This window comes from Aeromicrobium sp. 636 (assembly GCF_024433585.1).
Lineage (GTDB): Bacteria > Actinomycetota > Actinomycetes > Propionibacteriales > Nocardioidaceae > Aeromicrobium > Aeromicrobium senzhongii.
The window spans coordinates 1060159-1078300 of sequence record NZ_WNJU01000001.1; the positions used below are offsets into that span (position 1 = coordinate 1060159).

General features: G+C 70.6%; 23 protein-coding genes. 7 read left to right on the forward strand and 16 right to left on the reverse strand.

Annotation, left to right across the window (positions count from 1 at the left end):
• Complete coding sequence (locus GL325_RS05175; RefSeq protein WP_187768811.1) at positions 1-609, reverse strand: MerR family transcriptional regulator; 609 nt, start codon at positions 607-609, stop codon at positions 1-3.
• Between the two features lie 41 nt (positions 610-650).
• Here GL325_RS05175 and GL325_RS05180 point away from each other — a divergent pair, with 41 nt between their 5' ends.
• Positions 651-1100 (forward strand): hypothetical protein, encoded by a 450-nt coding sequence (locus tag GL325_RS05180; RefSeq protein ID WP_255499336.1) that lies wholly within the window; start codon positions 651-653, stop codon positions 1098-1100.
• Between the two features lie 99 nt (positions 1101-1199).
• On the forward strand, positions 1200-1439 hold the full coding sequence (locus GL325_RS05185; protein WP_154595486.1) for a hypothetical protein: 240 nt from the start codon (positions 1200-1202) through the stop codon (positions 1437-1439).
• A 4-nt stretch (positions 1440-1443) separates the two neighbouring features.
• On the opposite strand, the gene GL325_RS05190 is transcribed toward GL325_RS05185, so the two are convergent.
• Both GL325_RS05190 and GL325_RS05195 read right to left on the reverse strand, forming a co-directional pair.
• Positions 1444-2271 carry an alpha/beta hydrolase gene (locus GL325_RS05190; RefSeq protein WP_187768812.1) on the reverse strand — a complete coding sequence of 276 codons (828 nt, stop codon included), beginning with the start codon at positions 2269-2271 and terminating at the stop codon, positions 1444-1446.
• 25 nt (positions 2272-2296) lie between these two features.
• Positions 2297-3094 carry a hypothetical protein gene (locus GL325_RS05195; protein WP_187768813.1) on the reverse strand — a complete coding sequence of 266 codons (798 nt, stop codon included), beginning with the start codon at positions 3092-3094 and terminating at the stop codon, positions 2297-2299.
• A gap of 124 nt (positions 3095-3218) precedes the next feature.
• Between GL325_RS05195 and GL325_RS05200 the strand changes: the two genes are divergently transcribed.
• Positions 3219-4274 (forward strand): tocopherol cyclase family protein, encoded by a 1056-nt coding sequence (locus GL325_RS05200; RefSeq protein WP_187768814.1) that lies wholly within the window; start codon positions 3219-3221, stop codon positions 4272-4274.
• A 9-nt stretch (positions 4275-4283) separates the two neighbouring features.
• On the opposite strand, the gene GL325_RS05205 is transcribed toward GL325_RS05200, so the two are convergent.
• From GL325_RS05205 to GL325_RS05230, 6 genes are all read right to left on the reverse strand, one after another.
• Positions 4284-4880 (reverse strand): malonic semialdehyde reductase, encoded by a 597-nt coding sequence (locus GL325_RS05205; RefSeq protein ID WP_223110966.1) that lies wholly within the window; start codon positions 4878-4880, stop codon positions 4284-4286.
• 56 nt (positions 4881-4936) lie between these two features.
• Positions 4937-5452, reverse strand: a complete 516-nt coding sequence (locus GL325_RS05210) for a hypothetical protein (RefSeq protein WP_154595490.1) — start codon at positions 5450-5452, stop codon at positions 4937-4939.
• Positions 5449-6927 (reverse strand): DUF4389 domain-containing protein, encoded by a 1479-nt coding sequence (locus GL325_RS05215; protein ID WP_187768815.1) that lies wholly within the window; start codon positions 6925-6927, stop codon positions 5449-5451. The genes GL325_RS05210 and GL325_RS05215 overlap by 4 nt, the downstream gene beginning before the upstream one ends.
• Positions 6928-6994: 67 nt before the next feature.
• Positions 6995-7291, reverse strand: a complete 297-nt coding sequence (locus GL325_RS05220) for a DUF2277 domain-containing protein (RefSeq protein ID WP_154595492.1) — start codon at positions 7289-7291, stop codon at positions 6995-6997.
• A 69-nt stretch (positions 7292-7360) separates the two neighbouring features.
• The gene (locus GL325_RS05225) at positions 7361-7762 is read right to left on the reverse strand and encodes a VOC family protein (protein ID WP_187768816.1); all 402 of its coding nucleotides are present in this window, start codon (positions 7760-7762) and stop codon (positions 7361-7363) included.
• Positions 7763-7818: 56 nt separating this feature from the next.
• Positions 7819-8730: a hypothetical protein gene (locus GL325_RS05230; protein ID WP_187768817.1), complete on the reverse strand. Its 912-nt coding sequence runs from the start codon at positions 8728-8730 to the stop codon at positions 7819-7821.
• Between the two features lie 71 nt (positions 8731-8801).
• Between GL325_RS05230 and GL325_RS05235 the strand changes: the two genes are divergently transcribed.
• Positions 8802-9092 carry a zf-TFIIB domain-containing protein gene (locus tag GL325_RS05235; RefSeq protein WP_154595495.1) on the forward strand — a complete coding sequence of 97 codons (291 nt, stop codon included), beginning with the start codon at positions 8802-8804 and terminating at the stop codon, positions 9090-9092.
• A gap of 33 nt (positions 9093-9125) precedes the next feature.
• Here the strand turns inward: GL325_RS05235 and GL325_RS05240 are convergent, their stop codons facing one another.
• Positions 9126-9533, reverse strand: coding sequence for a hypothetical protein (locus GL325_RS05240; RefSeq protein WP_187768818.1), 408 nt, complete (start codon positions 9531-9533; stop codon positions 9126-9128).
• 84 nt (positions 9534-9617) lie between these two features.
• Between GL325_RS05240 and GL325_RS05245 the strand changes: the two genes are divergently transcribed.
• The gene (locus tag GL325_RS05245) at positions 9618-9830 is read left to right on the forward strand and encodes a PLD nuclease N-terminal domain-containing protein (RefSeq protein ID WP_154595497.1); all 213 of its coding nucleotides are present in this window, start codon (positions 9618-9620) and stop codon (positions 9828-9830) included.
• Between the two features lie 101 nt (positions 9831-9931).
• Here the strand turns inward: GL325_RS05245 and GL325_RS05250 are convergent, their stop codons facing one another.
• The 4 genes from GL325_RS05250 to GL325_RS05265 form a co-directional block, all read right to left on the reverse strand.
• Complete coding sequence (locus GL325_RS05250) at positions 9932-10828, reverse strand: carbohydrate kinase (RefSeq protein WP_187768819.1); 897 nt, start codon at positions 10826-10828, stop codon at positions 9932-9934.
• On the reverse strand, positions 10825-11583 hold the full coding sequence (locus GL325_RS05255) for a PIG-L deacetylase family protein (protein ID WP_187768820.1): 759 nt from the start codon (positions 11581-11583) through the stop codon (positions 10825-10827). The genes GL325_RS05250 and GL325_RS05255 overlap by 4 nt, the downstream gene beginning before the upstream one ends.
• Before the next feature lie 91 nt (positions 11584-11674).
• Positions 11675-12148, reverse strand: a complete 474-nt coding sequence (locus GL325_RS05260) for an SRPBCC family protein (RefSeq protein ID WP_187768821.1) — start codon at positions 12146-12148, stop codon at positions 11675-11677.
• Positions 12149-12180: 32 nt separating this feature from the next.
• A complete protein-coding gene (locus GL325_RS05265; protein ID WP_187768822.1) occupies positions 12181-12876 on the reverse strand; it encodes a GAF and ANTAR domain-containing protein in 696 nt (231 codons plus the stop codon).
• A 281-nt stretch (positions 12877-13157) separates the two neighbouring features.
• On the opposite strand from GL325_RS05265, the gene GL325_RS05270 reads away from it, so the two are divergent.
• Positions 13158-13976, forward strand: a complete 819-nt coding sequence (locus GL325_RS05270) for a pseudouridine synthase (protein WP_195849051.1) — start codon at positions 13158-13160, stop codon at positions 13974-13976.
• Here GL325_RS05270 and GL325_RS05275 read toward each other — a convergent pair.
• Together GL325_RS05275 and GL325_RS05280 are read right to left on the reverse strand one after the other, a co-directional pair.
• Positions 13970-15382 (reverse strand): bifunctional cytidylyltransferase/SDR family oxidoreductase, encoded by a 1413-nt coding sequence (locus tag GL325_RS05275; RefSeq protein WP_187769033.1) that lies wholly within the window; start codon positions 15380-15382, stop codon positions 13970-13972. The genes GL325_RS05270 and GL325_RS05275 overlap by 7 nt on opposite strands.
• A gap of 18 nt (positions 15383-15400) precedes the next feature.
• Entirely contained in the window at positions 15401-16147 is a 747-nt protein-coding gene (locus tag GL325_RS05280; protein WP_154595502.1) for a siderophore-interacting protein, read from the reverse strand.
• A gap of 42 nt (positions 16148-16189) precedes the next feature.
• Between GL325_RS05280 and GL325_RS05285 the strand changes: the two genes are divergently transcribed.
• On the forward strand, positions 16190-18142 hold the full coding sequence (locus GL325_RS05285; protein ID WP_187768823.1) for a M13-type metalloendopeptidase: 1953 nt from the start codon (positions 16190-16192) through the stop codon (positions 18140-18142).

Here is an 18142-nt window from a genome sequence, read left to right on the forward strand (position 1 = left end):
TCACGACGGCTCTGCCGACACCGCCTCGTGTGCCATCCGGCGCAGCGTCGTCAGGACGGGCTCGTACAAGAGCGTTCCGACGACCAGCTTCTCGGCGGCGACGATCGGGTCGGTCTCGGCCATCACCGACGGGACGTCGACGGCCGCCACGATGTCGACGGCCTCGGCATAGGCGTCCAGGATCTCGTCCGTCGCCGGCATGCCGAGCTCGCCCACGGTGTCCAGCGCGGCGGCGAGGACCCGGCGGTGCGGGCTGTCGGGTTCGATGTTCCAGCCGTGCCGGGCGATGAGCGCATGGACCTGGTCGAGCGCCTCCGGGGTCGGCTCGTCCGGACCGGGTGCGGAGAGCGGCCACTGCGCCGCACCCCGGGCGTCGTGCTCCGAGCCCGCGGCGTCCAGCGCCGCGACCACCACGCGGACCTCGTCGAGCGACAGACCGGCGAACTCGGTCAGCGCGCGGACCAGGCGCAGACGGCGCAGGTGCGTCTCGTCGTAGCGGGCCCAGGTGCTGCCCTCGGTCTCTCCCGGCGGGACGAGTCCGGACCGCAGGTAGTACTTGATCGTGGCGGTGGGCAGGCCGCTGCGCGACGAGAGTTCGGCAAGACGCATACCGACATCTTGACAGATGGGATAGCCAAGGTCTCCAATAAATGGGAGAGCACAACTATCTGAAACTGGTGATCGACATGGAGCCGTTCCTGTCCTCCGAGTCCCGCGACCTGGCCGGGATCCTGCTCCTGGCGCTCGTCACCGTCGAAACCGGCGGTCTCTACCTCCTGCGCATCGTCAGCGGCCGCGAGTCGGTCACGCCGTTCCAGGAGAAGTTCGCCCGCGCCGGGCACGCCCACGCCGGGGTGCTCCTCCTCCTGGCTCTCGTGTGCCAGCCCTTCGTCGACGCGACCGACCTGACCGGCGGGTGGGCCTGGCTGGCCCGCAGCGGGGTCGCCGTCTCGGCGCTGCTGATGCCGGGCGGGTTCTTCTTCGCATCCATGGGCCGAGGCCGCACCGAGCCGAACCGCTGGATCGCGCTCGTGCTGCTCGGCGCGCTGCTGCTCGCCGTCAGCCTGGCCACGCTGGGCATCGGACTGCTCACGGCCTGAGTCACGCCAGACCGGTTGCCGCGACGCCCCACCCTCTGCGACCGTTCGTGCAGTCGGCGGTCCGCCCGGCCCACCTCCACGACCGAGCAGGAGTGCGTGATGGCTGAGTTCGTCCCCGCGGTCGGGAACATCCTGAGCCTCATCGAGCGGCGGGACTGGGACCGCCTCGCCGCGTCCCTCTCCCCCGACGTCGTCTGGGTGACCGCGGTCGAGGAGCGTCTGCACGGACCCGACGAGGTCATCGCGGCGTTGCGCGAGGACCCGGTGCCCGGTCCCCCGGCGTTCCACGAGGTCGGCGAGGACGGCCGGCTGACCCACTGGGTCGACAAGATGGGCTGAGCCCTCACCCCACGCGCTCGGCCAGGCGCAGGACCGCGTCCGCGACCTCGGGTCCGAACATCACGGGATCGTTGTGGTCGCCGGTCAGCACGAGTCGTTCCGCCAGCACGCGGGTCTCGTCGGCCACCCGCACGCTGAGGCTCGTCGGCACGACGGAGTCGCGATCGCCGTGGATCACGGTGACCGGGACGTCGCTCGCGGCGAGGTGCTCGACGACCGGGAAGCGGTCCCGCAACAGCCACCGCACGGGCAGCCACGGGTAGTGGTGGGCGCCGACGTCGGCGAGCTCGGTGAACGGCGAGCGGAGCACCACGCCCGCCGGCGTGGTCCGGGCCTGCAGGGCGGCGACGACACCGGTGCCGAGGGACTCGCCGAAGTAGATCGTCCGCTCCGGCGGGTAGCCCAGGTCCCGGAGCGCCTCCACCGCCGCGTCGGCGTCGGCGGCCAGGCCCTCCTCCCCCGGCGTGCCGGGATTGCCGCCGTACCCGCGGTAGTCCATCAGCAGGACGGCCAGTCCGCGCCGGCTCAGCTCCTGGGCCAGCTCGGCCCGGCCGGCGCGGTTGCCGCCGTTGCCGGGCGCGAAGAGCACGGCCATCTCCGTGTCCCCACCGACGGGCGGCACGAACCAGGCAGCCAGCTCGAGCCCGTCCTCGGTGCTCAGCGTGACGTCACGCCCACCCGCCACGGCGTCGGCCGCCGCGGGCACGGGTGACGCGTCCGGGAAGTAGATCAGCTGACGTTGCAACGCCCAGAGCACGGCGACCCCCGTTCCGACGACCAGCACCACGACCAGCAGGCCCCGAGCGAGCGTCCGAGGGGTCGGCGTGGTCATCCCTCATGCTCGCCATGGCGCAGCGTCACGGCAACCTCGCTGAGCCCGTCCCCCGATTCCGGCTCATCATCGTCAGCGCCAAGGCGCCGAGGTCCAGGCTCCGGGCGCGTGCGGCGACGGCGGTGGTGATGATGCCCCGCCGCTCGAGATCGGCGATCGCGGCGTCGAGGTCGGCTCGGATCGTCGCCTGTTCGGCGTCGTCGAGCTCGGCCGCGCGGGCGGTGCGCGCGTCGAGGGCGTCACTGCCCTCGAGGGACAGGGCGCTGGACGCCTCGTGGCGGAGCTTGATGACGAGCAGGACGCATGCGTGGACACCGCTCACCACGGTGGCGAGGACGACGGGGATGATCCACCGGTCCCACGTCTCGACCCCGCCCGCGGTGCCGCGACGCCACACCGACAGCGTCGTCATCGCACCGAGCACCGCGGTGATCCCCACGTATCCCAGGTCCATGCGCGCCTTCGGGCGTCCGTTCCGGAGCCAGATGACGATGTGTGACAGCACCACGACGAGGGCACAGGCATAGAAGGATCCCGCCACGGCGATCGTCACCGAGGGGTCCGAGTCGGGTGCTGCGGTGGCGAACCGGCTGCCGTCAGCGGCGATCGCCACGTATCCCCAGATGGGGGCGCCGGCCACCACCGCGGCGAGGAGTCCCAGTGGGGCGAGCAACAGCCACTCCCGGGGCTTGGGCGGGCCCGAGCTGCCCGCCTTCGGCCCGGCGAGCACCTCGGGGTGTGCCGAGAACGCGTCGCGCTCAAGCCTGTCCCAGCGCACGACGGAGCCGGGCTGCAGCTGTCGGGCTCGGCGCAGTGCGCTCATCGATCGTCCTCTGGTCGCACTGGATTCCCCGGAGCCTAGAGGAGCAGGAGCGAGAGCGCGAGGACCACCCGTGGCGAACCGGCGCCACGATGCGCCTCCGGCGGCGGGCTGCCACAGTGCTGACATGATCCCGCTGGCCCGAGACACCCTGACCTCGCTACGACGTGCGTACCGGGCGAGCGGCGCCGATCGTCCCTTCGGCGACCCCCTGCCCGCGCACGGCGTCGCGATGGAGGGTTACTTCTGGCGGTTCACCGATCCGGCGACCGGTCGCGTGGTCATCGCGCTGGACGGCGTGAACCGGGCGGCCGACGGGACGTGGTCGACGCTGGGGCTCGCGGCACACCCGAGCGGTTTCCTGCGCACGACGGTGCACCCCGAGGGTCACGCCGACGAGGGCCGGCTGGGCGTCGTCTCCGGGACGGCGTTCCGCGGCTCCTCGGACCGCCTGCACGTCGATCTGGGCCCCGATGCCCGCGTCGACGTGGCGATCCACGACCCCGTGCCGTGGCCCCGCCGCAGCGTCGGTGGCTCCAGCGTCTTCCAATCCGTCCCGGGTCTGAACCAGTACTGGCACCCGTGGCTCCTGGGCGGCTCGGCGCGCGGCGAGGTCACCGTCGGGAACGACATCTGGGAGCTGGACGGATGGTCGGTCTACGCCGAGAAGAACTGGGGCAAGGGCGGCTTCCCCGACTCGTGGTGGTGGGGCCAGGCGCAGGGCTTCGAGGACCCGGCGGTGTGCGTCGCGTTCGCGGGCGGCGAGGTCACGGCGGGGCCGCTGCGCACGACCGTGACCGCGCTCGTCGTCCTGCTACCCGGCGGGCGACTCGTCCGTCTCGGCGATCCGGTCGTCTCGCCGGTGCACGCCGACGTGACGGACGAGCGCTGGTCACTGCACGGGCGCAGCGCCCAGTGGAGCATCGACGTCGAGGGGTCGGGCAGTCTCGCCCACGCTCACGTCCTCCCCGTGCCGCTGCCGTTCGAACGACGCAACGTGCCCGGCGCGATCGAGCACCTCGGTGCCCACATGCGCGTCACGGTCCGGCGTCGCGGCGTCGTCGTCTGGGAGGGCCAGTCCGACGTCGCCGCGCTCGAGCACGGCGGCATCGACCGCGCCCGCGCCGAGGTCACTCGGCGCGGGCACGGTCCTGACGCGGTGGACGCTCCCCCGCTGTCCTGAGTCCGGGACTCAGAGGGTGGTGACGACCTGCTCGTGCTCGAGGCGCGGCAGGCGGTCGAACCAGGCGTTCTCGCCGGGGTGGCCAATGTTGACGACGACCATCGACTTGAAGCCGGTGCCGGCCAGCAGGTCCTCGTCGATGCCGGCGGCGTCGAAGCCGGTCATCGGGCCGGCGGCCAGTCCCGCGGCGCGCACGCCCATCAGGAAGTAGCCGATCTGCAGGCCGGCGTTGAGGCGCGCCATGGCCTCCCGGGCCTCGGGGTCCGGGAACCAGTCCTTCGCGCCCTCGGCGTGAGGGAAGACCTGGGGCAGGTTCTCGTTGAAGTTCGTGTCGGCGGCCAGGACGGCCACGAGCGGAGCGGTGGCGGTCTTCTCACGGTTGCCCTCGGACATGTGCTTGAGCAACCGGGCGCGCGCGTCGTCGCTGCGAACGAGGATGACGCGCAGCGGCTGGCAGTTCATCGCCGTGGGGCCGTACTTGACGAGGTCCTGGATCGCCTCGACCTGCTCGTCACTCACCGGCTCGTCGGTGAAGGTGTTGGCGGTGCGGGCCTGACGGAACAGCAGGTCCTGGGCTTCGGGGGTCAGTTTCAACAGATGGCTCACACCAGCAAGAACGTCCCAACAGCCCCAGGCGTTCCACCCAGGAGGGATGCGCTTCGTCACACCCCCGGCGACAGTCCTCCGTGCCGGCTCAGGATGGAGGCGCCCCAGTCGCGAGCCCGGTCGACCTCGCCGTCGAGGAGCGGCCCCTCCACGGCGTCGACGAAGAAGCTCTCCTCGTCGATCAACCGCCCCAGGTGGTGCCTCTTGACCGACCGGGCGGCCGCCTTCGCGGCGGACCCGGGCAGCTTGCGCATCTTGGCGATGCGGGTGTCGAACGTGGCCACGTCGAGGTCGTCACGCCCCTCCTGGTCGTCGAGCCACTCGCGGATCCCCCGGGTGACGTGGCCCGGGGGCGCACCCTGCTCGACCGCGTCCTTGCGCGTCGCCTCGCGGCTCATCGAGAAGGCATGGGTCGGGCCGCCGAGCACCAGCAGTTCCAGCTCCGGCGGCAGGGGCTCGGGCGCGTCGATGACGTCGACGACCGGCACGTCGGGCCCGATGCCCTCGGCCACCGCCTCGGCGATGGCGCGGGTGTTGCCCCACCAGGACTCGTAGATCACCAGTGCGCTCATGTCGTGCTCCTCTCGTCAGCCTGGCGTCCGAGGTCTCGGGCCACGATCCAGATGGACACCGCGATCAACACTATGCCGAGCAGCAGGGCGAGCCCGGCGGTGACCCACAGGGCGACGGCCGAGGCCGCCACGATCGGGAACTCGGCGCCGGCGGCGATGCGGGTGTCGACCACCGGCGCGCCGTCCGCGTTCATCACGACGACGGTCCAGTCACCGTCCTTCGGAGCCCAGGTGATCTGCACGTCTTGGACACCCGCGTCCTGCACGTCCCAGAACCCCTCACCGTTGGGGGCGGTCCGCGGCGGGCCGCCGGTCGTGACGCGGTACTTCGCCTCATCGTCCTGGTCGTCCAACCCCACCAGCGTGTCGTGGCCGACGCCGGCGAGGTAACGATCGACGTCGGCGGAGGGTCCGATGCCGACGAAGATCGGGCGGCCGGTGACGCTGTCGGCGTTGAGCCGGACGTCTCCGGTGATCGCCTCCGGCAGTTGCGCGGCCTCGCCGTCCAGGTGCAGCCGCAGGCTCTCCGAGGCGATCGCGAAGGAGTTGCTCCGCAGCGGTTCGTGCGTGGTCATCCAGAACCCGTCCTCGTCCTCCGCGGCCACGTCGAACACCGTGATCACCAAGGCGACCGAGGCGATGACGAGAGAGGTCATCACCAGCACGGAGCCCACGACGAGCGGAATCGCCCGGCCCGCCGACCAGCGGGCGCGCGTGTGCACCGGCACGGGCTCGCCGGTGGGCGTCGGGTCGTTCGTGGGAGCCGGCTCCCGTCCCCCCTGGTCCAGCGCGAAGGGCGGATAGCGGTCGGTCATGAGGCACACATATCCGGCGACGCGGTAGAGCCAGCGATCCAAGCCCACGACGAGGTCGAACAGTCGCCGGGGGTAGTGCCCCTTGAACAGCAGCACGAACGCCGCGACCAGGACCAGGAGGCCGATCAGGCCCAGGCCGATGAGCGGATACCGATCGCCGCCGAGGGTGGTGCCACCCCACGTGCCCTGGAGGAGGGCCACGACGACGAAGTGCGGGATCGCCAGCAGCCACCACTTCACCAGCACGAGCCCCCGCGACAGTCGCTCGGGGTAGTCGACCCAGAGCCGGGCGGGATAGTCGGGCCGCTCGGCCAGGGTGAACGGCGGATAGCGGTCGGTGCCGAGGGCGTGGAAGCCGTAGAAGGCCACGCGCCACGACCAGCGCAGGACGCCGACGTTGAAGTCGAACAACGACCGCGGGAAGCGTCCGGTGATGAGGATCGCGAAGAACGCCAGGACCGTCGTGATCCAGAAGGCCATCCACAGGAACGCCAGGACGATGTAGTGCGGGATCAGCAGGATCCACTTGACGATCCACAGTCCGCGGCTGAGGTGCGGATCGAGGTCACCCTCGACGTGGACCGGGTAGTAGGAGGAGGCAGCCGGCGGAGCAGTCACCGTCTCCTCCGGCGCGCGCGGACCTTCGGGCGTGACCGTCATGGCGGATCAACTCCTTCTCCTCCATCGTCCGCTCGTTCGGCTGGTCGGCAAGCGGGAGTCGCGGGGGTCAGGCGGAGGCGGTCCGGTTGCGGACCTCGCGCTCCATCCGCTTCTCGTGCCGCTCGCGCCCCTTCAGGGCCTCGTTCTCGCGGGTCTTCGGCGGCGCCTTCGTCACGAGGTCGTCGAGGAGGTGGCGGGTGGCGTGCGCGATCTCGTCGACCGCGCGGTCGAAGGCCTCGGCGTTCGCCTGCGACGGGCGCGTCGAGCCGCTCACCTTCCGGACGAACTGCAGGGCGGCCTCGCGGACCTCGTCATCGGTGGTCGCCGGCTCGAAGTTGTGGAGCACGCGGATGTTTCGGCACATGCTCCGACGGTAAGCCTGCCGGGCGCCGCCGGAACACCCCTCGACCCTCGAAAACTGCTGGAATCAGGCTCACTCGGCGGCGGCCGCCACCTCGGCCTGCGAGCGCAGGATGCAGAACTCGTTGCCCTCCGGATCGGCCAGCACCAACCACCCCGTCCCGGGTCCGTGGATCCCCCGGTGGTCCTCGACCTCGCGCGCACCCAGCCCCAGCACGCGCTCGATCTCGGCGTCGCGATCACCCGAGCGCGGTCGCAGGTCGAAGTGGACCCGGTTCTTCACGGTCTTCGACTCGGGCACCTCGATGAACAGGATCTCGTGACCGGAGTCCGGGTCACGGATCGCGCACTCCTCGTCGCCCGGCTCGTTCGGGTCGTCCTCGATGTCGACGTAGCCGAGCAGTTGCTTCCACCACTGCGAGAGCTCGTAGGCGTCGGCGCAGTCGACCGAGGTGTGCGAGACGAAGGAGGTCATCCCCGCAGGCTGCCAGCAATGGCTGCGCCGGGCAATCGATGGCGCGGTGCCCTCGGTCAGCCGGCGCGGCAGGCCTCCGAGGCGGCGTCGGGGTTGCTCATGTCGACCAGCTCCGACTTCTTCGGCGCCTTGACCGGGGCGGACACGCCCGGCGCGAACCTCACGTCCACCTTCCCCGTGGCCGTGTCGAGCAGGGCCGCTCGGTCCAGGTCGTCCGGCAGCGACGCGCCGGCATCGAGGAGTGCCTCCACCGCGTCCCGGAGCTCATAGGACAGCCCGGTGATCCGACCCTCCTCGAGGGTCACCTCCGCGGTGACGGGGACCCTGTCCTCGACGTACAAGGTCCGTGCCGCCTTGGCCAGGATGATGCCCGTGAGGTTGGTGGCATCGGACTCGACCACGACGACGTCCCGCTTCTCCCCCGCGAAGCCCTGCGCGGACGCGGTCCCGAGCGCGGCCAGCGCGTACGGGATCCACGACTGCTCACCGACCTCGGCGCCGGGGAGGCTGGCCGCATCGAACCAACATCCCTGCCCGGGCACGTTCGGGACGCCGACGTAGCCACGGCCGGCGATGAATCGCGACTCCAGGTTGATCTCGGCAGGAGGAAGGGTGGCCGCCGACGCCTGCCCGGTCGTCGGCACCACGACCGAGGTGGCGGAGTCCTTGCGGGCGGCGTCGACCTGACCTTGCGTGCTCACGGTGCCGAGGCCGATCGGTGCCATGCCCGCGAAGGTGAACGGGCGATCCATCAGCCGGTCGAGCGCCGCGTTGAGCTGGGCCTCCGCCGCCGCGGCGGTGGCGCGATCGGCCTCCGCCGGCTCGAACCTCGCGGGAGTTGACGCCGTCGGAGTCGGTGTTGTCGGACCAGTTGATGTCGGACGGTCGGCCGCCGGTTCGCCGCCTGCTCCGCAAGCGGTGAGCATCGCCGTGACAGCCAGAACCCCGAGAATGGATCGCACGCGCACGTGCACATGCTAGGCACGAGCTCGGACCGGGGTCCTACGCTGGGCGCAATCTGTCCAGCCGAGGAGGACCCATGAAGTGCCCCAACGATTCGACGACCTTGGTCATGAGTGAGCGCGCCGGCGTCGAGATCGACTACTGCCCCGAGTGCCGAGGCGTGTGGCTCGACCGTGGCGAGCTGGACAAGATCCTCGAGCGCGCCGAGGTCGAGGCATCTCGCACCGCCGCTCCCACGCCCGCCCCGCCGCGCGACGACCGGTACGCGTCGCGGCCCTCCTACGACGATCGCGACCGCCGGTACGACGACCGTGGCGGTTACCGGGGCAAGAAGAAGAGCCACTGGCTGGGCGAGCTCTTCGACTGACCCACCGCCCCCGGCCGTGCGGTCGATCGCTCGTCAGCGCCGGCACCACTCCTGCGCGGTGGCCAGGCGTATCAGCTCGACGATCTGAGCCTCGTTCAGATCGGTCTGCAGACCCGCCACGAGGTGGTTCCCCGCCATGAGCTCGACATGGGGAACCTTGTCGAGAATGGCGATGCACGTCGACCGCATGGCCTCGGCGACCCGGTCCGATGCGATGACGAGCCCGGGAACGATCGGCTGCACCTGCCGGACCAGAGCGTCCTGCTCGGCGTCGGACAGATAGGCGACCGTCCGCGCCGCCGACTGGGTCTCCCCACCGCGCTCGGGCTCCTCGCTGGCACCAGAGCACCCGCACGTCGAGACCACCAGGATCGCCACCATGGCCCACCGGTGCTTCCGCACGACACGCTCCTCTCGACCGCTGACGGACGTGCCGGTCATCGTGCCACGCCACGACCACCGCGCCCAGGCCGACGTTCAACGATGTGCCAACGCTCAACAGTGGGGCGGATTAGCATCGGGCACATGTCGAAGACGAAGTGGTCGGATCTCACGACCGGACAGCGACGCGCGATCTGGCTGGCCGGAGCGGCCGAGGCGGTCATGACCACAGCCGTCCTGTGGGACCTCTCGCGGCGCCCGGCGGAGCGCGTCCGCGGGCCGAAGCTCGCCTGGGCGGTCGGGGCCTTCGTCCAACCGGTCGGACCGCTGGCGTACTTCGTGAAGGGCCGTCGCTGACGTACGGGTGCTCGGGCTGCCTGATCCCCAGCACACCGACCAGTCCGAAGGGGACATCGCCCGACGATCCGCTCGCGGCATCCGTGTACAGCGGTTCAGCCTCAGAGCAACTCGCGGCGCCACGGCGGGTCGGCGCCGGGCCGCGAGACCGTGATGGCGGAGGCCCGGACAGCCGCCTCCCCCAGCTCACACAATTCGTCGGCACTGAACTCGGTGCGGTCCACCCAGCCCTGCCGCACCAACTCGGCCAGGAGGGTTCCCATCCAGGTGTCCCCCGCCCCGATGGTGTCGGCGACCGAGACCGCCGGCACCGGCACCTCCACCTCGTGATCTCCCGAGCAGAGCACGACCGACTCGCCACCTCGGGTCATCGCGGCGAGCGCGGGGCCCGCAGTGGCCAAGCTCCCGAGCACCGACTCCGGGTCGCCGGAGCCGTCCGCGAGGACCGACGCGTCCTCGTCGCTGAGCTTCACGAAGCGGCTGCTCGCCGCGAGGTCGAAGACGCGCTGGCGCAACACCGGGACCGGCGGGCCCAGCGTGGGACGGATGTTGGGATCGAAGCCGACTGCCTGGCCCTGCGCGTGCGCCCGACGCACCAGGTCGGCGACCGCGTTCGCCCCGGGCTCCATCCACGCGCCGATCGAGCCGACGTGAACGAGGTCGAAGTCGGCCGGATCGGGCAGGTGCTCAGGCTCCCAGTGGAGGTCGAACTCGTACGTGGCCGCCCCGCCCGCGTCGATCATGGCGGTCGCCGAGGCCGTCGACCCCGATGGCCCGACGTCCAGGAGCGTCACGCCGCTGCGATCGAGGTGGTCACGGATGAGCGCACCGAAGTGGTCGTTGCCCACCTGGGCGGCCAACGTGGTGTCGATGCCCTGTCGCGCCATGGTCACGGCGACGTTCAAGGGTGAGCCGCCGGGGTGCTCGGCGACGGCGCCGTCCGGCGTGCGGGTCACGTCCACCAGCGCCTCGCCGACGACGAGTGCGCGTGGGCTCATTCGGTGCTCGCTCCCATCGGGGCCTGGAAGTCGAAAGCACGGAAGAGCTGGGCATGCTCCACGCCCATGCGTCGTCCCTCCTCGGCGGTGAAGCGCGGGATCAGCTCACGCGGCGGCGGATGCCACGGCAGTCCCGCCAGGTACTGCTCGTGCGCCTCGAGCGAGGCGATCCCCCGCTCCAGCGGCGCGCCTGTCACGTCGACGCCGTGCGTGGGCGCCTCGTCCCCGGCCACCAACAGCCACCGGGGCGAGCAGGGCTCGAGGCCCTCGGCCACCAGCTCGGGGAAGACCCATCGGTTCCCTGCATCGCGCAGTGAGTCGACCGTGGCGAGACCCGCCACGCGGTGATCGGCGTGGTTCAGCATGCCCCCGGCGAACTCCATCTCCCACGACCCGACCACCACGGCGTCCGGCCGGAACCGGCGGATGGCCACGGCGATGTCGCGACGCATTCCCAGCGAGTACTCCAGCACCCCGTCGGGGTATTCCAGGAACTCGACCGACGAGACGCCCACGACCTCCGCCGCCGCCAGCTGCTCACGCCGGCGCAGCGGTGCCGCCTCGTCCGGCGACAGGGCGTCCATCCCGGCCTCGCCACGGGTCAGCAGGAGGTATCCGACCTCGATGCCGTCGGAGGTCCAGCGCGCCACCGCGGCCGACGTGCCGTACTCGACGTCGTCCGGGTGGGCCACGACGCACAGGACACGCTCGAACGCGTCGGCCGGGAACGGCGGCAACAGCTCATCGGCACTCATTCTCGGAGCGTACGCCCGGCCCGGAGCGATCCGACAGGCCCTGCGGTGGGAGGTGGAGGGTCCAGACCTCGGCGACTGAGGATCCACGCGCTCAGAGCGAGTCGAGGACGACCGGGTCCTCGCAGGCGCGCGCCCACGCGGCGATTCGCGCCCGGATCTCGCGGCCCAGCAGCCACTGTCCGATCGGCTCGGCGATGAACCTCAGCCATGACGGGCGCACGGAGTACGTGTACTTCCAGACCGCGCGAGTGCCGGCGCGACCGTCCTTCTCCGCGGGGACGAAACGCCAACCGCCGCCGAACGACGCGAAGAACCACGGTCCGGTCACCATCGTCATGCCCACGGACGTCGGCGGCCGGTAGGAGACGTACTCCGACACCATCCGCGGCCCGACCCGAGCCCGGGTGTGTGTCCGGACGCCCTTCGCCGGCACGTCGGCGTCGATCAGGTGCTGCTCGCGGATGAACGGGTCCCACCGCATCCGGACCTCACCCGTGGTCTGCGAGACGGCGAACGCCACGTCGGGCTCGACCGGGACCCACACTTCCGCTGTGACCTGAGGCATGGCGGTCACCGTACCGGGGCGCCACGCGTTCCTCAGTCGAACAACTCGGCCCGGATACCGCGATTGACGATGTCGCTGGCCACCACGTGCAGTTTGATGTTCTTGCTCTGGGACACCCGCACGAGCGCGGCGAACGCCTGGGCGGGCGTGATCTGCAGGGCCTGCATCAGCATCCCCTCGGCCTGACCGATCACGGTGCGGTGCGTCAGCGCGGACTCGAAGTTGTCCTTGTCCTTCGCCGCAGTCATCGCCACGGCGATGTGCGATGCCAGCGCCAGGGCAGACACCCGGTCGACGGTCCCGAACGCCTGAGGGCTCTGGGAGTACAGGTTCAACGAGCCCATCGAGTCGGGTCCGACGAAGAGCTGGAGCGAGAGAATGCTGCGGATACCGAGCTCGGTCGTCGCCTCAGCAGCCCACCGGGGCCACCGCGTGTCGACACGCAGGTCGTCGGAGTAGACCGTCTCCTGCTCACGAATGCTCTGCAGGCACGGCCCGTCGTTGACGTCGTACTGCAGCTGATCGGCGCGGATCACCGTCTTGTCCGTCGGCGCCACCGTCTCGATCTTGCGACCCTTCGACACGACCGCGATTCCCGCGTGATCGCAGTTGGTGACGATCGCCAGCGCCGTCGCGGTGGCCTCCTCGATCGTCGCGGTCGCCCCGAGCGCCGCGCTGAGGGACCGGGCGATGACGTTGTACTGGTCGCCGGAGAAGTCACTCACCATGCTGCGATTCTTCCACGATCGGGGGCGGGGTGATTCGGAGCGAGGCAGCCGGGTACACAGGGGTAGGGACAACTACTGCGCTGCAGCCACCGTTGGTCCTAGGCGTCGTCGGTTCAAACCGCGAGCTGGCGGCGCTGTCCTCAGGGAATCGGTGACCGCCGGGGTGTCACGCCTAGAATCAGGCAGTGCCCCCACGTTCCCCGCTGCCGCCGCGACACGGCCTGCAGTCGGCGTGGCTGCGGACGCCGGACCGGGATCCGCAGGGATCGCCGTGGCCCACGATGACCGCCTGGCTGGAGCACGAGGTCGCGGCCCACGCCGACGTGCACGCGATGATCGCCGACGAGCGCTTCGTCTACGACGACCTGACGCCCGTACGAGCCGACGACCCCTACACCCCGCACACCTTCGTGTGGTTCCACCGCGACCTGCGCGACGAGGTCGAGGTCCCCGGCCAGATCCGGATCCTGCACCGCGATGAGCGGATCATCGTCGTCGACAAGCCGCCGTTCCTCTCGACGATCCCGCGTGGCCGGCACGTCCTGCAGAGCGTCGTCGTGCGGCTGCGCACCGAGCTCGACCTGCCCGAGCTCACTCCCCTGCACCGGCTCGATCGGGTGACCTCCGGGGTCCTGCTGCTGGCCACCGAGCGTCGCTGGCGCGGGCCCTACCAGTCCCTCTTCGAGCAGCGGCAGGTCCGCAAGACCTACCGCGCCCTCGCGCCGTGGCAGGAATCCCTCGAGTCACCGGTCGTCGTGCGCAACCATCTGCGCAAGGACCGCGGCGCGCCTCGGGCCGAGGTCGTGCCCGGTGCGCCCGTGAACGCCGAGACCTTGATCGAGATGGAGTCGCGCCTCGAGGACCTGGCCGTCTACCGGCTGCATCCCCGGACCGGTCGCACGCACCAGCTGCGGATGCACCTGGCCGGGCTCGGCAGCCCGATCGTGGGCGATCCGCTCTACCCGACGGTCACCGACGTCTCGGTCGACGACTTCTCACGGCCGCTCCAGCTCCTCGCGAGCGAGCTCGCGTTCACCGATCCGGTGGACGGCTCCGACCGCAGCTTCGTCAGCGGCCGGAGCTTCCCACTGGGTCAGTGACCCCCGCCGATGGCGGCCGGGCCGGCCTCGCGGCGGATGTCGATGACGTGTCCGGTCATGTCGGCGACGAGCACGTCGAGGGACCGGCGCGCGACCTCCTCGGACGAGAGCAGCGTGCCCTCGGGCTCGTCACCGAACGCCTTCGTGCGCATCGGGGTGCCGGTGCGCTCGGGGTTCACGCAGTTGACGCGCACCTCGCCGGCCCACTCGTCGGCCAGCGCCTGCGTCAGGTTGACCGTCGCGGCCTTCGCCGACGAGTACAGCGAGTAGCCCTTGCGGCCGCGCGTGTAGGACGACGACGTGAACAGCAGCAGCGAGCCGTTCGTCTCGGCCAGCAGCGGCCGGAACTCCTGCGCGATGAAGATCGGGGCGAGGTAGTTGATCTCGGTGGCCGACCAGATCGTCTCCTCCGACGTGTCGGCCAGGTCCCCGATCGGCAGGACGCCGGCGGTGTTGACCACGAAGTCGACCTTCCCGGCCTTCGCGACGACCTCGCGCGCGGCCTCGGCCACGTCCTCGCGGCGGTCGACGTGCGTGCCCGTGGAGGACCGCGAGAACGCGTGCACGTTCGCGCCGTACGACTCGGCCAGCTTCGCGATGTCGCCGCCGATCCCGTAGGAGCCGCCGAAGACCACCATCGTCTTGCCCTCGAGGGCGGCGCGGTACTGCTCGTCGTCGAGCGCCTCGGGCTCCTCGGCGGACGCCAGCTGGAACAGCTTGTCGGCGATGTAGACGTCGATCGGCTCGGTGACCTTCATGTTCCGCTCGTGGCCCTGCACGACGGCGATCGGCACGTCGGGCCGGTACCGCAGGACGACGGTGCAGTCGTCGGTGGCGGTGAAGTCGGGGTCCTGCCACGCCTTGTCGTAGGCGTCGCGGATGATCGACGCGCGGAAGGCCTGGGGCGTCTGGCCGCGGCGCAACAGGTCGCGGCGCAGCACGTCCGAGATCGTGTCGAGATCGCCCTCGCGCTCGGGGTGGACCGACACGACCGTGTCCGCCGACGGGATCGCCGTGTCGACGGCCTCGTAGGTGCCCAGCGCCTCGACGACGTCCTCGATGATCTTCTGCGACACCAGCGGGCGCACCGCGTCGTGGAACAGGACGTTGCACTCGTCCTCACCCAGCGCCTTCAGCGCCAGGCTCGTGGTCTCGTTGCGGGTCGCGCCGCCCTCGAGCACCTGCGTGACCTTCGGGTACTTGCCGTCACGCACGATCGCGTTGACCGGGTCCAGGTGACCCGGCGTCATGAGGATGATGATCTCGTCGACCGAGTCGGCGGCCTGGAAGACCGCGATCGTGTGCTCGAGGATCGTCTTGCCCGCGATCTTGATCAGCTGCTTGGGAATCGACAGGCCCACCCGGGTCCCGGTCCCACCAGCGAGGATCACGGCGACGTTGCGCATTTCGGTCACCCGACGAGGTTACCGGGGTGCGGCCGGTCGGATGACCGCGTCCTGCTGTTGCTTCTTCCAGGCCCGGAAGCCCTCCTCGGTCTCACCACAGCGCCAGTAGGCCGAGACGGAGATGTCCTTGCGGTCGACACGGCCGTCCATGAGGTACGGCCGCACCGTCTTCAACAGCGCCGACTCACCGTGCACGAACGCCTGCACGCGGCCCTGCGGCCACGGCCAGGCCCGCACCGCGTCGTCGAGCAGCCTCGTCGAACCGGGCGCGTCCCCGTCCCGGTGCAGCCAGACGAGGGTCAGGTCGCCGGAGGTCGGCAGGTCGATCTCGTGCTCGGGTCCGTCGACCTCGATGAAGGCGGTGGCCGCAGCGCCGGACTCCAACGCCGCCACGGACGCGCCGATCGCCGGTAGCGCCGACTCGTCGCCGACGAACAGGTGGTGGTCGGCCGTCGGATCGGGGCGGTAGGCGCCCCCGGGGCCGCGGAAGCGCAGCGTGTCGCCGGGCCGGGCCGCGGCGGCCCACGGGCCGGCGAGACCCTCGGTGCCGTGGGTGACGAAGTCGATGGCCAGCTCGCGCGCCTGCGGATCCACCCACCTGACCGTGTAGGTGCGCAGCACGTCGCCGTCCTGCGAGGGGAAGACGAGCTTGACGTACGTGTCCGTCGCGGGCAGGTGGCTGGCGAGGTATTCGTCGAACGCCGGTCCACCCAGAACCACCCGCCGCATCCGAGGGGCCAGTTCCTCCGTCCGGAGGACGGTCATTTCCACCTCGATACGATTCGCCACGCTGTGTAGCCTAACCGCGTGAGCAACGGCCTCGATCCCTCGACCTTCGACCCTTCGATCCGCGTCCAGGACGACCTGTTCCGCTACGTGAACGGACCGTGGCTGCGCGAGGCGCCCATCAAACCCGATCGCGCGACGGCCGGTGGCTTCATCGATCTGGTCGACGAGGCCGAGGAACTGGTCCGCACGATCGTCGAGCGCTGCGCCGCCGATCCCCAGGACGACGAAGAGCGCAAGATCGGCGACCTCTTCACCAGCTTCATGGACACCGAGCGCATCGAGCAGCTCGGCGCCGCTCCCCTGGCCGACGACCTCGCCAAGATCGACGCGGTCACCTCGGTCCCCGCTCTGGTCCGCACGATCGGGGCGCTCGAGCGCTCCGGCGTGAACAGCATCGCCGGCCTCTACATCGCCCCCGACCGGGGTCGTCCCGATCGGTACGTCACGCACGTCGTCCAGGCCGGCATCGGCCTGCCGGACGAGTCCTACTACCGCGAGGACCAGTTCGCCGAGATCCGCGAGGCGTACCGCGCGCACATCGCCACCATGCTCAGCCTGGCCGGCTTCGACGAGGCCGACCAGCGCGCCGACCGCGCCCTCGACATCGAGACGCGGATCGCCTCGCACCACTGGGACCGGGTCGCCTGCCGCGACGCCCAGAAGACCTACAACCTGATGACGCTCGACCAGCTCGACGCGCTCACCCCCTCCTTCGACTGGCGCGCCTGGGCCGACGAGGCCGGCATCGCCCACGAGGTGCTGGCCGAGGCCGTCGTCTCCCAGCCCTCCTACCTCGAGGGCGTGCAGACGCTGCTGACCGACGACCTGCTCCCGGCCTGGCTCGACTGGCTGCGCTGGCAGCTCGTGCACGCCGCCGCACCCTTCCTCTCCGACGACTTCGTCGCCGCCAACTTCGAGTTCTACGGCAAGACCCTGCAGGGCACCGACGAGCTGCGACCGCGCTGGAAGCGCGGCATCGGCTTCGTCGAGGGCTCGATGGGCGAGGCCGTCGGCAAGATCTACGTCCGCACCGAGTACCCCGCCGAGGCCAAGTCGCGCATGGAGGAGCTCATCGCGAACCTGCTCGAGGCCTACCGGATCAGCATCCGCAAGCTGCCCTGGATGAGCGACGAGACCAAGCAGCGCGCCCTGGACAAGCTCGACGCCTTCACGCCGAAGATCGGTCACCCCGAGAGCTTCAAGGACTACTCCGCGCTCGAGACCGACCCGGGCGACCTCGTGGGCAACGCCCGCCGCGCCCAGTCGGTCGCGATGGACCGTGAGCTGGCCAAGATCGGCAAGCCGATCGACCGCGACGAGTGGTACATGACGCCGCAGACGGTCAACGCGTACTACAACCCGACGATGAACGAGATCGTCTTCCCCGCCGCGATCTTGCAGCCGCCGTTCTTCGACGCGCGGGCCGACGACGCCGTGAACTACGGCGCGATCGGCTCGGTCATCGGACACGAGATCGGCCACGGCTTCGACGACCAGGGCTCGCAGTACGACGGCACCGGCGCCCTGAGCAACTGGTGGACCGACGACGACCGCGCCGCCTTCGACGCGCTCGCGGCCAAGATCATCGCCCAGTACGACGATCTGAGCCCCGCTAACGCCGACGGGCAGAAGGTCAACGGAGCGCTCACGATCGGCGAGAACATCGGCGACCTCGGCGGGCTCGGCATCGCGTACCTGGCGTTCAAGCTCGCCCAGGAGGGCAAGCCGGCCGAGTCCATCGACGGGTTCACCCCTGACCAGCGCTTCTTCCTGGCCTGGGCGCGCGCCTGGCAGGGCAAGTCCCGGCCGGCCGAGACGCTGCGACGCCTCACGGTCGACCCGCACTCGCCGCCGGAGTTCCGCTGCAACCAGGTGGTGCGCAACATCGAGGCCTTCTACGAGGCGTTCGACGTGACTCCGGACGACGAGCTCTGGCTCGATCCGGCCGAGCGCGTCACCATCTGGGCCTGA